The following is a 13,167-nucleotide window of genomic DNA, read 5'->3' on the forward strand; positions in this document are numbered from 1 at the left end:
ATTTAATGGATTTTGATTTTCATCTAAAAGGGTGTAGGTAATTCCCTGTACGGTTGTTACCGAAATGGTCCCGGTAGTATCTTCACAAGTTGGTTGTTGCGAAATACTTGCCTGTGGCTGAGCCGGAGTCTCAGGTTTGCTTAAAGTTATTATCTCGGTTATAGAACAGGAGTTGTTGCTATTATCTGTGATTGTCACTTCATAACTGCCTTCATTTAAACCTGAAATATTTTGACTGGATGAGCTAAAATTAGGTCCTGTCCAGGAATAAGTATAACTTCCTGAGCCTCCACTAGGAGTAATGTTAATTGACCCTGTATTTTCTTCGTTGCAATTCAGGTCTTGCTTTGAGATAGATACCTGTATTTGATCGTTAATAACCACAGACTTGGTAATCGAGCTACTGGAAGTCCCGTCACTAACTTGAAGACTTACCTGATATTGACCGGCCTGATTAAAGTTGAAGCTAGGATCACTTGCATTGCTGGATCCTAGTTGATTAAAATCCCAGGTGTATGTATAGGCCGTGTTATCGCCACCGGTTGTTAGGTTTGTAAAATCTACAATAAAGTTTTCACAGCTTGTGGTATAATCAAAGTTTGCAATAAGAGGGGTTCTAACTATAAACCCGTCAGGATTACTGTAACATTGAGAGTTTCTATCTTTTTTCTCACAAGTACCATTGGAATTCGTATTCCAATTCATGTAAAAGTTTCTTAACTCAAATTTATCGCCCCAATTCCACTGGTAATCATCAATAACAGCGGTTGTACCCCTTGGTATCTGTTGACCATCAAAAAGACATAAGATTACCTTCTCTTTAAATACGTCATTGATATATACATCATACTCTACATATAATGAATATCCGTTACCCGAAGATCCACCAAAATCAGCATAAATATACCCATTAACAGGATCTCCTATTTCATTGTTATCGTTTGATGCTATGGGATCTCCATTCGCATCACCAAAGTAGAAATTGGTAACAGTTACATTGTTACTATTACACTGTGCACTAACTTCCGAGAAAGCCATCAACAAAAATAGAAGAGATGCTAAAAAGAAGCTGTTTTTTAGATTAGTGCTAATGTTCATTTTAAAAGTATTTTTCCAAATCATATTAAAAATGTTTAGAATTAAATGTTATAATTCTTTTGTAGATTCTTTAATAAGAAACTACGCGTATAAATTGGGTTATATCACTTGGTTATTAAGCCATTGTGATTTGTTTTTTGGGGAAAAACAGTTAAATATTCATGAAAAAAATCGATTAATATTAGGTAAAATTAGGGGTATTACCTTATAGGAAAGTTGGGGGTGACCTATCGTTAAATATTAAATCTTAAGGTAAAATTATGCTAAAAATCCCCATTAGAAAGTTTTGTAGGTTTTTTTAGACATAAGCTTATATATTTTCGTTAAAAGGTAAATTTTAAACGAAAAATAAGGGAAATCAGGGCTATGAAAATATGATTTTAATTTATATTCTATTTTAAAAGTTGATAGGTATGTAGATGAAAAATAGAGCTATTTATTTTGAAAAGTAAGTTTTGGGTTTAATTTTTTTACTGAAAAAAGCTACCTTAAATCTACTTAGATTCATTTTCGGAAATACGGTTTTTTATTGTTGGTGAAAGGAAGTGTTTAGTTTTTTATATTTTAAAATATAGATGAAACTTTCAATATATTTCTCAGTTTATGTAGGCTTCAAGTTTATGTGCTATATAATCGAGAATTAATTTTCTGAAACTTAACCTGGAAATACTAAAAATGAATTGTTTCTATATAATTCGCAGGCGACCAATTGGCTTGTTCAATTTTTTCATCTTTATATAGTGTAATCTTATTTGAAAAACTTTCCGGCTTCAGCCTAAATCTTGTAAATTGCAGCAAAGCAAAATACAATGCAAAAAAGTCTTGAAAATTATCGACAGAGCTACGGAAAAGGTGAACTTTTAGAAGAGAACATTCCGTCTTTTCCTTTGGCCTTATTTACTTCCTGGTTTAATGAAGCTGAGGCTCATCCAGACATAGCAGAAGTAAATGCTATGAGCCTGGCCACTTGTGGGATTGAGGGATTTCCCAAAACCAGAATTGTATTATTGAAATCTTTTGGAGAAAAGGGTTTTAGTTTTTATACCAATTACAATTCAGAAAAAGCTAGGGATATAGAAGAGAACCCAAGAGTTTGCCTTTCATTTTTTTGGCCGGCATTAGAACGGCAGGTAATTATAAAAGGTATTGCCATGAAAACCTCAGAAGAGGAATCGTCTTCTTATTTTGCCTCAAGACCCCGTGGAAGCCAATTAGGAGCCTGGGCTTCTAAACAAAGTGATGTATTAACTTCCAGAAAGCAACTTGAGTTAGAGTTAAAAGAGGTTGAAGAACGGTATAAAGATAAAGAGGTGGAGCGGCCACAACATTGGGGAGGTTATATTGTAAGCCCTAGAAGTTTTGAATTTTGGCAGGGCAGAAATGACCGTTTACACGACAGAATATTATATGAGTTTTTAGAAGAGAATACCTGGGAAAGAAACCGCCTGTCGCCTTAAACCTCTATTATGAAGCAACTAATTTTAGTAAGACATGGTAAATCCTCCTGGGAGAATAATTTGCCGGATGAAAAGAGGCCGCTTAAAAAAAGAGCTTATCATGATGCAGCCCTGGTCCTAAAAGTTTTTAAGGAATTTAAAAGTGGAGATGTTATGTTATGGACCAGCCCTGCAGTTAGGGCACATACTACAGCAAAGCTTTTTAAAGAGGAACTTCAAATACCCGATCGGGAATTTATGGTAAAAGATGCCTTGTATACTTTTGATGAAGACCAATTATTATCTGTTATAAAGTCCTGCTCAAATGAGGTGGAGAAGCTAATGGTTTTTGGTCACAATCCTGCATTAACTGGTTTAGTAAACAGTTTAGGAGATAAGCCTATAGACAATTTGCCTACCACCGGGCTTTGTGTTATAGATTTCGAGGTGAAAAATTGGCACGATCTTAAAACCGGTAAAACTTTACTTCAAATATTCCCTAAAAATTTACGCTAATTTATGCAGCAAAAAAAATACCTAAACAGAGAACTTAGTTGGTTACAATTTAATGAGCGTGTATTACAGGAAGCCGAGGATGAGACCGTACCCCTCATTGAACGCCTTCGGTTTTTAGGGATATTTTCTAATAATCTTGATGAATTCTTTAAGGTTAGATATGCAACCGTAAAACGAATTGATTTAGCCGGAAAGGCAGGTAAGAGTGTTTTAGGAGGGATTAAAGCCAGTAAACTTCTGGAGGAAATCACTCAAATTGTGATAGAGCATCAGTCAAAAAGTTTAAAGGTTTTACATGATATTCAGCATCAATTAAAGAATCATAATATTCATATTATTAACGAGAAACAGGTTTCTGTTTCCCAGCAAAAGTTTATTAAAAACTTTTTTCTATCAAAAGTAAGTCCGGCGCTGGTAACTATTATTCTTAACGATCTGCACGAGCTTCCCAGTTTAAAAGATAGTGCCGCTTATCTTGCGGTTAAAATGGTAATGAAAGAGGAAAAACCTCAAAAAGGTATTTCAAAAATATTAGATAAGACTCAAAACGAAAAGAAATACGTTCTTATAGAGATTCCAAGAAGCATTGAGCGTTTTGTAGTTTTACCGGAGAAAAATGGAAAACAATATATCATTCTCCTCGATGATTTAATTAGATACAACCTGGGCACCATTTTTAATATTTTTGAGTACGAAAGTATTTCTGCACATATGATTAAGATTACCAGGGATGCCGAACTGGATATTGATAGCGACCTGAGTAAGAGTTTTATAGAGAAAATTTCCAGTAGTGTAAAAGATCGTATTAAGGGAGAGCCTGTGAGATTTGTGTACGATATGAATATTGCCGATGATACTTTATCTTATTTAATGAATAAGATGGGAATTGAATCTACCGATAGTATTATTCCCGGGGGGCGTTATCATAATCGTCGTGATTACATGAATTTTCCAAGTCTTGGGCGTGAAGATTTACTTTATAAACCTATAGAGCCCTTAGCTATTCCGGGGCTTATTTTACAAAGTAGCTTGTTTGGTAGCATTGCCAAAAAAGATTTTCTTTTATACACACCTTACCAAAGTTTTGCTTATACCGTTAAATTTTTAAGAGAAGCCGCATTGGATCCTAAGGTGAAGACCATAAAAATTACAATTTATAGGCTGGCTAAAATATCTCATATTGCCAGCTCCTTGATTAATGCGGTAAAAAACGGAAAAAAAGTAATTGTTCAAATTGAATTGAGGGCACGCTTTGATGAAGTAGCTAATATTAGATATGCAGAACAGATGCAGGCCGAAGGGGTGCAATTAATTTTCGGGGTACCCGGTCTAAAAGTTCATAGTAAAGCTTGTGTAATAGAGCGCGAAGAAGAAGGTAAAACAAAGCGATATGGTTTTATAAGTACAGGTAACCTTAACGAATCAACCTCACGTATTTATACCGATTATACCTTATTTACGGCACATTCTGAAATATTAAAAGAGGTAAATAAGGTTTTTGATTTTTTTGAGATCAATTACAAAGTAAATAAATACAAACATTTAATAGTTTCTCCACATTATAGTAGAAATGCTTTTGTAAGTTTAATTCAAAAGGAAATAGAAAATGCCAGGGAAGGCAGGCCATCGGGCATCGCTTTAAAATTGAATAGCCTCTCAGATTACCCGATGATAGACAAACTATACCAGGCAAGCCAGGCAGGGGTGAAAATTAAGCTTATTGTTCGTGGGGTTTGTTGTTTAATTCCCGGTATAGAGAAATTAAGCGAAAATATTGAGGTAATTAGTATTGTAGATAAGTTTTTGGAACATCCCCGGGTATTTATCTTTGAGAATGGCGGAAACCCTAAAGTCTATATCTCTTCGGCAGATTGGATGACAAGGAATCTGGATCTCCGCGTTGAAATTTCCTGCCCAATTTATGATGAAGATATTAAAAAGGAAATCATAGAAACTTTTGACATTAGTTGGAACGACAATGTAAAAGCTAGAATGATTACCTCAAAGCAGGATAATGCCTATAGAAATAGTGGTGAAAAGAAGTTACGATCACAATTTGAACTATATAAATACTACTCAAATAAATTACCGAAAAAGGTGAAAAATTAGGCTAAGCCTGCTATAAAATATATTATTTTAAACCATTAAAATACTCAGTTATAGAGTATAAATTGAAAAATATAACTCGTGATTACACAAGAAAACTACGCAGCAATAGATATAGGTTCCAATGCCGTTAGGCTTTTAGTTTCAACAATTACAGAACAAAAAGGTAGAGAAGAAACCGATTTTAGAAAAACTTCCCTGGTTAGGGTGCCAATTAGGCTTGGGGAAGACGTATTTGAAAAAAGTGTGATTTCAGAAAAAAATATAGAGCGCATGGTAGATACGATGCAGGCTTTTAAACTTTTAATGAAATCTCACGGAATTAAAAAGTACAAAGCCTGCGCTACTTCAGCTATGCGAGAGGCCACTAATGGAGCAGAAGTGGCTAAGAGAATAAAAGATAAAACAGGAGTAGAAATTGAAATAATAGACGGCAACCATGAAGCTGCTATTATTGCAGCTACAGATTTGCACGAACTTATTAAAAACGACTGCAACTATCTTTATGTAGATGTTGGCGGTGGTAGTACCGAATATACGCTTTATAGTAGCGGTAAAACAGTAGCCTCTAAATCCTTTAAAGTTGGAACCGTTCGTTTATTAAATGACCTGGTAGAAGAGAAGACCTGGGAAGAGATGGAAAAATGGGTTAGGGAAACTACTAAGCCTTATAAAAAGATAGACCTAATTGGTTCTGGTGGAAACATCAATAATATTTTTAAAACCAGTGGTAAAAAAGAAGGAAAACCCCTAAGCTTAGCCTACCTTAAAAAATATAACGATTTGCTAAACTCCTTAAGTTACGAGGAAAGGATTATGGATTTAAATTTAAAAAGCGATCGTGCCGATGTGATTATTCCGGCTTCTAAAATTTATTTAAGCTCTATGAGATGGGCCAGGGCCGATAATATTTTTGTTCCCAAAATAGGTCTGGCCGATGGAATTATTAAATCTCTTTATAACGGAAAAAATAAGTAGATAGTTTAAAGTTAAGAGGCTGTCTGAAAAGTCTACTTTCGTCAAGCTGAATTTTTTTTAGCTTCCAACATGTTTTTGATTATCAACATGTTATATTTTGAAATAAATTCAAGATGATGGTTTTAAAATCTTTTCAGACAGCTTCTTTTTATTTTTCAATTAACCGTGAATAGTTTTGTCTTTACCGAGGTCCTTCATGATATTCGCTTCAAAATCAAGTAAATCATTCCACTTTTTGTCTACCTCACTGCGTTCCCCATATTTTCTGGCAAACTTTAAGAACATTGTATAATGATTGGCTTCGCTTATCATTAATCTATGATAAAAATCAGCCAGTTCTTTGTCCTGTAACTCCTCTGATAATAATCTGAAACGTTCACAACTTCTGGCTTCAATTAAGCCTGCAATTAATAACCTATGCACTAACTGCGTAGTTCTGCTGCCTCCTTTTGGGAAAAAACTTAATAATTTAATTACATACTCATCTTTTCTATCCCTTCCTAAAACATATCCGCGTTTTAATAATTGTTCGTGCACCATTTTAAAATGACCCATTTCCTCTCTGGATAAAGCAATCATTTCATCTACCAATTCAGTATATTCAGGGAAAGATACAATGAGTGAGATGGCAGTTGAAGCTGCTTTTTGCTCACAATAAGCATGATCTATAAGAATTTCCTCAATATTCTTTTCGGCTATATTTGCCCAACGTGGGTCTGTGGGAAGTTTTAATCCTAGCATATCTATACGTCTAAATCGAATGTACTTCGAAGTTTTTCCAACAAAGGATTCTTTTCCTTTAATTTATTATATTTTTCAATAGGAGTGAAGGCATACTTTTTAGCAGACTGCTCATTCACATTAATTACCAACCTAATTTCAGTATTTTTAAGCTTTTGTTTTAGATAAGACATTAGCTTATTCTGTTCCCGCTCCAAATTTATTTTCATGGTCTCATTGGGCAGTTCTATAACAATGCGATTCTTATCTTCAAGTTTGGGTAAATCGGTTTCCAAAATAGAAGCTAAGATCTTAGACCCTTGCTTCTTTATACGTTTAACATAGTCATCCCAGTTTGCCTGAAGTTGGGTTTCGGTAAACTCGCCATTAAGGACCACATCTTTAGTTGGAGCTGCTTCTTGTTGGCGTGCCTCTATTTCCCGTTTTTTCTTAATGCTTTTTAATGAAAGGCCCGAAACTTTCTCCTTTTTAGCTTCAGCATCTATTTCCGGTTTTGGGGCAGGAGGTGGGCTTGAAACTGGTGGAGCTGTTTTATTAGGAGGCTCAGGACTTATTGTTGCTTCTGAATGATAAGTATCCTTCTTATCATCTACACAATTGCTTTTTGATGTTTTATTTTCTTCTGAAGGTAGCTGACTTTCGGTGGGGGCTTCAGCAGAAGTTCCTCCGTGTTCATTATCCCTAACAATGTTTTTTTCTTCTGAAGAAAGTGTTGCGGGTTGTTTCTCAAATTCTGAAGCCGCAATTATTGGCTGTTCAAACTTTTTTTTTTCTTCACCAAAGGTGATAGAAGCTAACTGCATTAGCGTTAACTCTACCAATAATCGCTGATTTTGACTGGTTTTATATTTTAAATCACATTCATTTGCCAGTTCTATTGCCCTAATCAAAAATTGATGATTAGTTTTTGATGCCTGTTCAAAATAGCGAGCTTTTGTTTGTTCCCCAACTTCTAAAAGCTGAATGGTTTTTTGATCTTTACAAACCAAAAGATCTCTAAAATGTGAGGCAAGACCACTAACAAAATGATGACCATCAAATCCGCTGGAAAGAATATCATTATAACTCAATAACAGCTGTGGGATATTATTTGATAAAATAAGTTCAGTGACTTTAATGTATGTATCATAATCCAGTACATTAAGGTTTTCGGTTACTGCCTGTCTTGTGAGTTCTTTTCCACTAAAGCTTACCACCCTGTCGTATATAGAAAGAGCATCCCGCATAGCACCATCGGCTTTTTGCGCAATGATATTCAATGCATCTTCTTCTGCGTTTACGCCTTCTTGTTGGGCTATATAGCCAAGATAGTTTTTAGCATCACTTACCGTAATTCTTTTAAAATCGAATATTTGGCATCGAGAAAGTATGGTAGGTATTATTTTATGTTTTTCGGTAGTAGCTAAAATAAATATGGCGTGCTGTGGTGGTTCTTCCAGCGTTTTTAAAAAGGCATTAAATGCCGACTGGGAGAGCATGTGCACCTCATCTATAATATATACCTTGTATTTCCCTACTTGCGGAGGGATTCTTACCTGATCTATTAAGTTCCTGATATCGTCTACCGAGTTATTAGACGCGGCATCTAATTCAAAAATATTAAATGCAAAGTCTTCATCGGGACTTTGGGTACCATCATGATTAATCATCTTGGCAAGAATACGGGCGCATGTGGTTTTACCCACACCACGTGGTCCTGTAAAAAGAAGTGCCTGTGCCAGGTGATTATGTTCAATGGCGTTTTTTAAGGTATTGGTAATGGCTTGTTGCCCAACCACATCTTTAAAGGTTTGCGGACGGTACTTACGAGCTGATACTATAAAATGTTCCATTGAATTTTATTGAAATACAAATATAAAAATAGCCAACATAAGTTCTAAGGCAAATGCATATATTTTTAAACAATTAGTAAGTAATAAATCAACATTTTTTTAGTTAGGTTATTTTGTAAAAACTACCTTTGTAAACAGCAGGTCGCCTTATCGCCAACGATTTTTTCGATGGAGGAAATTCCGGACACCAAAGAGCGGCATAGTGGGTAACGCCCACCTATTTTATTTGGAGTAATTTAGATAAAATACGGACTAGTGCAACAGAAAGAATGTACAGGTAATGCTGTAGTGAAATCAGGTAAACTCTATGCGGTGCAATGCCATGTAAACCAATGTTTGTAAGTTGCTCGCTTACTGTTGGAGGGTAGGCAGCTAAAAGTTTTTGGCAACAAAAACCTGAGATAAATGATAAGGGGAATCCCGGTTTTGCCGGGAGGAACAGAATCCGGATTACAGACCTGCTTTTTTTAATAATGTTTTAGCCCAGGCATGGGCTTCTTTCATGCTAAAGAAAATATTGAAAGGAACCGGGGAAAATTGCTTTTCAAAATTAGCAATTTTTAATGCTTCATAGCTTTCACTTACAATACCAATCCCTAATAATTGTTTCACATCTTTTAATTCAAAATAAACGGTGGGAATTACATTGTAATTGTTTTTTCTATTAGAGATGTAGACATACTTTTTTCCTCCAAATACCTCATTGCATATTTTTAGCATTTGTTTTACGTGTTTTATTTCAAGTATTACATCTTCTTTTACTTCAGAAATTACTATCTCTTCGTAAAATTCCAGATTAATATCAATAAGTTCTATCTTCTTAATCCGTTTCGTCATTACAGATTGTTATTTATGAGCCTTTTTCAGGCTTTTTCCTTCAAGATACGAATAATGCTATTAAACTGTGTTTTCGAAGAAACTAAATACCGAACCTCCATATCGTCTTGCTTCCTTAAAATTAGGATATTTTGAGAGGTTGGTATGCTTTGAATGCTCAATTATTAATTGACCGTTCTGATTTAGTAGATTTTTTTCAAAGACAATTTGCGGTATTTTGAGGAATTTTTCCTCATCGAAATCATAGGGAGGGTCAGCAAAAATAATATCTGCTTTTACATATGCTTTCTCAAGGAACTTAAAGACGTCGCTTTTAATGGTTGTAATGCTAAAGTCTAGTTCCTGAGCTGTTTTTTTTATGAATTCTACACAATCGTAATTTAAATCTACTGCGGTGATTTCTTTACAGCCACGTGAAGCAAATTCATAGGTTATATTTCCGCTTCCGGCAAATAAATCCAGAACACTTAATTGCGAAAACTGAAAGTTGTTATTGAGGATATTAAAAAGGGCTTCCTTTGCCATATCGGTAGTAGGGCGTATGGGGAGTTTTTTAGGAGCAATTAATCTTTTTCCTTTATAAGTACCTGAAATTATTCTCATAGAAATGATTTTAATAAAATATATTCTTCCAGTTCGTATAAGCCTTTAAGTTTTTCATTTTTCTGTAAGTCGAAATTGATTTCTAAAAGTTCAACATACTTAATGTATTCAAATGCGATTTTAAATAATGGGGAAGCCTTACTGATAGCACCCAATAAATATAACCTTACTTCATCGGGCTTTAGATTAAGTTGCTCTGCCGTAAAAAGTATGTAGTATAAAAAGTCTTCTTTTCCGGTAAAGCTAAAAGAATTGCAAAGCAACAGTTGACCATTTTCTATCACCACCAAATCAAATTGCTTGTTTTTAACGTGGGCAAAGATTTGTGGCCTATCTACTTTTGGTAACTTCAATAAGTTTTCTACTAAAATAGTATTGAGGTGCTGATATTCGAATTCACCAAACTTTTCAAAGAAGAAATTAATAATATTGGTATAGGGTATATAGACATTTACAATCCCTGTATTCCCAATTTCTTCGTGTGAAATAAAATCGGTTTTAAGAATTTTGGTATTGAATTTCAGATAGTCTGAAGCATTTTCTTCTTTAAATAGGTTAGCAGGAACTAGGCTATAGAGTGCATTGTCAAAAATAAGCTTTACCTGCTTAACTTCGTCTAGGCTTTTATTGGTTTCAAATATCTCTTCAATTTCCGCTAAAAGCTTTATAGGATCCAGTTGTTGCTGAAATCTTACTTTGTTATAAAAAACAACTTCCTTCTCTACAGTATTTAGGGTACAAAAAGAAAGTCCATCCAGGCTAACCTGAATGGACATTTCTAGATTTAATGTTTCTTTATCTTTATTCGTCGCCATATTGGGTTGGCCAGTTTCCTTTTGTGTTAACCTCTTCTAGAGAACCAACGTTTATATAACGCCCGTTTATATCGTCTACAGATTGTACCTGGTTTTGTTGTAAGATCAACTCTTTATCTAAACCTTGTAGTACAACGCTTTTGGCAACTCTAGCTCTAAACACAGGAATATCGGTTTGTCCTTTTTTAATACTTCCTGCATCAAGTTCAAATTTAGCATCTACACCTTCAACTGGTACATTAATCATATTTACATAACGATCTCTATCTCCTTTAAAAAGAGAATCTTTTACTGGTACAAAACCAAGTGTATCTACAATAACTTTCTCTATGTACTCATCTACACCGTATTGCCTTTTGTACTCTTCATCTAAAACCGTAGTGTCACGACGTTGAGTAATTGCAAATTCAGCAGTATCAAGGAATTTTACGAGTTTGTTAAAATCAGCTTCAAAAGTTCCAACAACCTCTTTATGCGCTAGTTCGGCATCACGAATATCCTTTAAGTTCTCAACTACTTTGGCGTAACGCTTTTCCTTAATTTTGTTAAACTGAATTGGTTCGTAAACAGCATTAAATGTAAGGTAGGCTAATCCTATAATAACTACCCAAAGAAGTAATTGAATTGCAAGTCTCATGCGTTCTAAATTTTGTTTTAAAAATTACTAGTGTTCACGACAAATCTACAATTTTTTTTTATTCGTAAAAGTTTCTTCCGTAAAAATCCATTCCTACCTTTGATTTTTGATAATTTTTTTATGGAAAATTTTGAAGCTTCTAAATTTTATAGGCTTTTACTAAGCGATCTTGGCTTCACGGCCAAAGCTGGCCAGGATATTGCGTTGCAGCAATTATCTGAGTTTGTTTTAAACAAAAATAAGGATGAGATTTTTGTTTTAAAAGGCTATGCCGGTACCGGTAAAACAACGATAATCAGTACTTTGGTGAAGAATCTTTGGAAAATAAGAAAATCGGGGGTTTTATTGGCACCAACGGGAAGAGCCGCTAAAGTGATTTCTAATTATGCCAAAAAAGAAGCTTTTACCATCCATAAAAAGATTTATTTTCCTAAAAAAAGTGGAGGAAGTGGAGTGCAATTTGTACTACAACCCAACAAGCATAAAAATAGTATTTTTATTGTAGATGAAGCTTCCATGATTTCTGATACGCCCACAAACTCCAAATTAATGGAGAATGGAAGCTTACTAGACGATCTTATTCAATATGTTTATTCGGGGCAAAATTGTAAACTTATTTTAATTGGTGATACTGCACAGCTTCCCCCGGTAAAAATGGAAATTAGTCCCGCCCTGGAACCCGAAAAACTACAATTTTCTTATAACAAAGAAGTAAAGCATATAGAGCTGGATGAAGTAGTTCGCCAGGCCGAAGAGAGCGATATTTTATTAAACGCCACAAAAATAAGACAAAGCTTGCAAGACGAATTTTATGAGAGCTTTCGGTTTGATCTTGGCCCCAAAGTCGATGTGGTTAGATTGCAAGACGGTTATGAAATAATGAATGCAATTGAGGAGTGCTATAATCAGTTGGGAAATGAAGAAACAAGTTTTATTGTAAGATCTAACAAAAGAGCCAATTTGTACAATCAACAAATACGCTCTCGAATTTTGTTTCAGGAAGAAGAACTTTCGGCCGGAGATTACTTAATGGTAGTAAAGAATAATTATTTTTGGATAAAACCCAGTTCTGAAGCCGGTTTTATTGCAAACGGCGATATTATAAAAGTCCTTGAGATTTTTGCTATAAAAGAACTTTATGGCTTTAGATTCGCCGAAGTTCAGGTACAAATGGTAGATTATCCTAATATGCGCCCTTTTGAGACGGTGGTAATGTTAGATACATTAACCAGCAACACCCCCTCACTTTCTTACGAAGAGTCTAGCCAACTTTACCAGGAAGTAATGAAAGACTATGAAAACGAAACTTCCAAATACAAGAAGTTTATGAAGGTTAAAAACAATAAATTTTTTAATGCCTTACAGATTAAATTTTCTTATGCGATGACCTGCCATAAATCTCAGGGTGGGCAATGGAACAGTGTTTTTATAGAACAACCGTACTTGCCCGAAGGTGTTGGAAAAGAATATTTAAGATGGTTGTACACTGCCGTAACAAGGGCAACCAATAAGCTCTATCTTATAGGTTTTAAAGATGATTTTTTCGTAAACAAATAGTTTTTTAAGTT

The 13,167-nt window shown here is 34.7% G+C and carries 11 protein-coding genes and 1 other RNA gene; 6 read left to right on the forward strand and 6 right to left on the reverse strand.

The features are described from left to right. On the reverse strand, nt 1-1,122 hold a 1,122-nt coding region (locus GUB10_RS07865; protein WP_193710901.1), incomplete at its 3' end, for a PKD domain-containing protein. A gap of 785 nt (nt 1,123-1,907) precedes the next feature. Here GUB10_RS07865 and pdxH point away from each other — a divergent pair. The 4 genes from pdxH (at nt 1,908) to GUB10_RS07885 (ending at nt 6,134) form a co-directional block, all read left to right on the forward strand. Beyond that, nucleotides 1,908-2,555 carry a pyridoxamine 5'-phosphate oxidase gene (pdxH, locus tag GUB10_RS07870; RefSeq protein ID WP_193710902.1) on the forward strand — a complete coding sequence of 216 codons (648 nt, stop codon included), beginning with the start codon at nt 1,908-1,910 and terminating at the stop codon, nt 2,553-2,555. A 9-nt stretch (nt 2,556-2,564) separates the two neighbouring features. Then, entirely contained in the window at nt 2,565-3,050 is a 486-nt protein-coding gene (locus GUB10_RS07875; RefSeq protein WP_193710903.1) for a histidine phosphatase family protein, read from the forward strand. 3 nt (nt 3,051-3,053) lie between these two features. After that, entirely contained in the window at nt 3,054-5,159 is a 2,106-nt protein-coding gene (ppk1, locus tag GUB10_RS07880) for a polyphosphate kinase 1 (RefSeq protein WP_193710904.1), read from the forward strand. A 78-nt stretch (nt 5,160-5,237) separates the two neighbouring features. Next, nucleotides 5,238-6,134: a Ppx/GppA phosphatase family protein gene (locus GUB10_RS07885; RefSeq protein WP_193710905.1), complete on the forward strand. Its 897-nt coding sequence runs from the start codon at nt 5,238-5,240 to the stop codon at nt 6,132-6,134. A gap of 159 nt (nt 6,135-6,293) precedes the next feature. Here GUB10_RS07885 and GUB10_RS07890 read toward each other — a convergent pair whose 3' ends face one another. Both GUB10_RS07890 and GUB10_RS07895 read right to left on the reverse strand, forming a co-directional pair. Then, complete coding sequence (locus GUB10_RS07890) at nt 6,294-6,875, reverse strand: tRNA-(ms[2]io[6]A)-hydroxylase (protein WP_193710906.1); 582 nt, start codon at nt 6,873-6,875, stop codon at nt 6,294-6,296. Nucleotides 6,876-6,877: 2 nt separating this feature from the next. Next, the gene (locus GUB10_RS07895; RefSeq protein ID WP_193710907.1) at nt 6,878-8,707 is read right to left on the reverse strand and encodes a DNA polymerase III subunit gamma/tau; all 1,830 of its coding nucleotides are present in this window, start codon (nt 8,705-8,707) and stop codon (nt 6,878-6,880) included. 134 nt (nt 8,708-8,841) lie between these two features. On the opposite strand from GUB10_RS07895, the gene rnpB reads away from it, so the two are divergent. Beyond that, nucleotides 8,842-9,176: RNase P RNA component class A (gene rnpB, locus GUB10_RS07900), an RNA gene on the forward strand. A gap of 428 nt (nt 9,177-9,604) precedes the next feature. On the opposite strand, the gene GUB10_RS07905 is transcribed toward rnpB, so the two are convergent. From GUB10_RS07905 to GUB10_RS07915, 3 genes are read right to left on the reverse strand one after another with little or no spacing between them, the layout of a single operon-like run. Further along, nucleotides 9,605-10,147, reverse strand: coding sequence for an RsmD family RNA methyltransferase (locus tag GUB10_RS07905; protein WP_193710908.1), 543 nt, complete (start codon nt 10,145-10,147; stop codon nt 9,605-9,607). Then, nucleotides 10,144-10,962: a DUF3822 family protein gene (locus GUB10_RS07910; protein ID WP_193710909.1), complete on the reverse strand. Its 819-nt coding sequence runs from the start codon at nt 10,960-10,962 to the stop codon at nt 10,144-10,146. Before GUB10_RS07910 ends, GUB10_RS07905 begins: the two co-directional genes overlap by 4 nt. Further along, nucleotides 10,949-11,599: a hypothetical protein gene (locus GUB10_RS07915; protein WP_193710910.1), complete on the reverse strand. Its 651-nt coding sequence runs from the start codon at nt 11,597-11,599 to the stop codon at nt 10,949-10,951. The genes GUB10_RS07910 and GUB10_RS07915 overlap by 14 nt, the downstream gene beginning before the upstream one ends. Nucleotides 11,600-11,719: 120 nt before the next feature. Between GUB10_RS07915 and GUB10_RS07920 the strand changes: the two genes are divergently transcribed. Next, the gene (locus tag GUB10_RS07920) at nt 11,720-13,156 is read left to right on the forward strand and encodes an ATP-dependent RecD-like DNA helicase (RefSeq protein WP_193710911.1); all 1,437 of its coding nucleotides are present in this window, start codon (nt 11,720-11,722) and stop codon (nt 13,154-13,156) included. Nucleotides 13,157-13,167 lie beyond the last annotated feature (11 nt).

Origin of the sequence: Salegentibacter sp. BLCTC, assembly GCF_015143665.1 — a bacterium.
Classification (GTDB): domain Bacteria; phylum Bacteroidota; class Bacteroidia; order Flavobacteriales; family Flavobacteriaceae; genus Salegentibacter; species Salegentibacter maritimus.

Excerpts from the sequence above, each read along its gene's own strand:
- GUB10_RS07875 (WP_193710903.1), top strand. The coding sequence starts at position 2,565 with ATGAAGCAACTAATTTTAGTAAGACATGGTAAATCCTCCTGGGAGAAT.
- GUB10_RS07920 (WP_193710911.1), top strand. The coding sequence starts at position 11,720 with ATGGAAAATTTTGAAGCTTCTAAATTTTATAGGCTTTTACTAAGCGAT.
- GUB10_RS07915 (WP_193710910.1), bottom strand. The coding sequence starts at position 11,599 with ATGAGACTTGCAATTCAATTACTTCTTTGGGTAGTTATTATAGGATTA.
- GUB10_RS07895 (WP_193710907.1), bottom strand. The coding sequence starts at position 8,707 with ATGGAACATTTTATAGTATCAGCTCGTAAGTACCGTCCGCAAACCTTT.
- GUB10_RS07905 (WP_193710908.1), bottom strand. The coding sequence starts at position 10,147 with ATGAGAATAATTTCAGGTACTTATAAAGGAAAAAGATTAATTGCTCCT.
- ppk1 (WP_193710904.1), top strand. The coding sequence starts at position 3,054 with ATGCAGCAAAAAAAATACCTAAACAGAGAACTTAGTTGGTTACAATTT.
- pdxH (WP_193710902.1), top strand. The coding sequence starts at position 1,908 with ATGCAAAAAAGTCTTGAAAATTATCGACAGAGCTACGGAAAAGGTGAA.
- GUB10_RS07910 (WP_193710909.1), bottom strand. The coding sequence starts at position 10,962 with ATGGCGACGAATAAAGATAAAGAAACATTAAATCTAGAAATGTCCATT.
- GUB10_RS07890 (WP_193710906.1), bottom strand. The coding sequence starts at position 6,875 with ATGCTAGGATTAAAACTTCCCACAGACCCACGTTGGGCAAATATAGCC.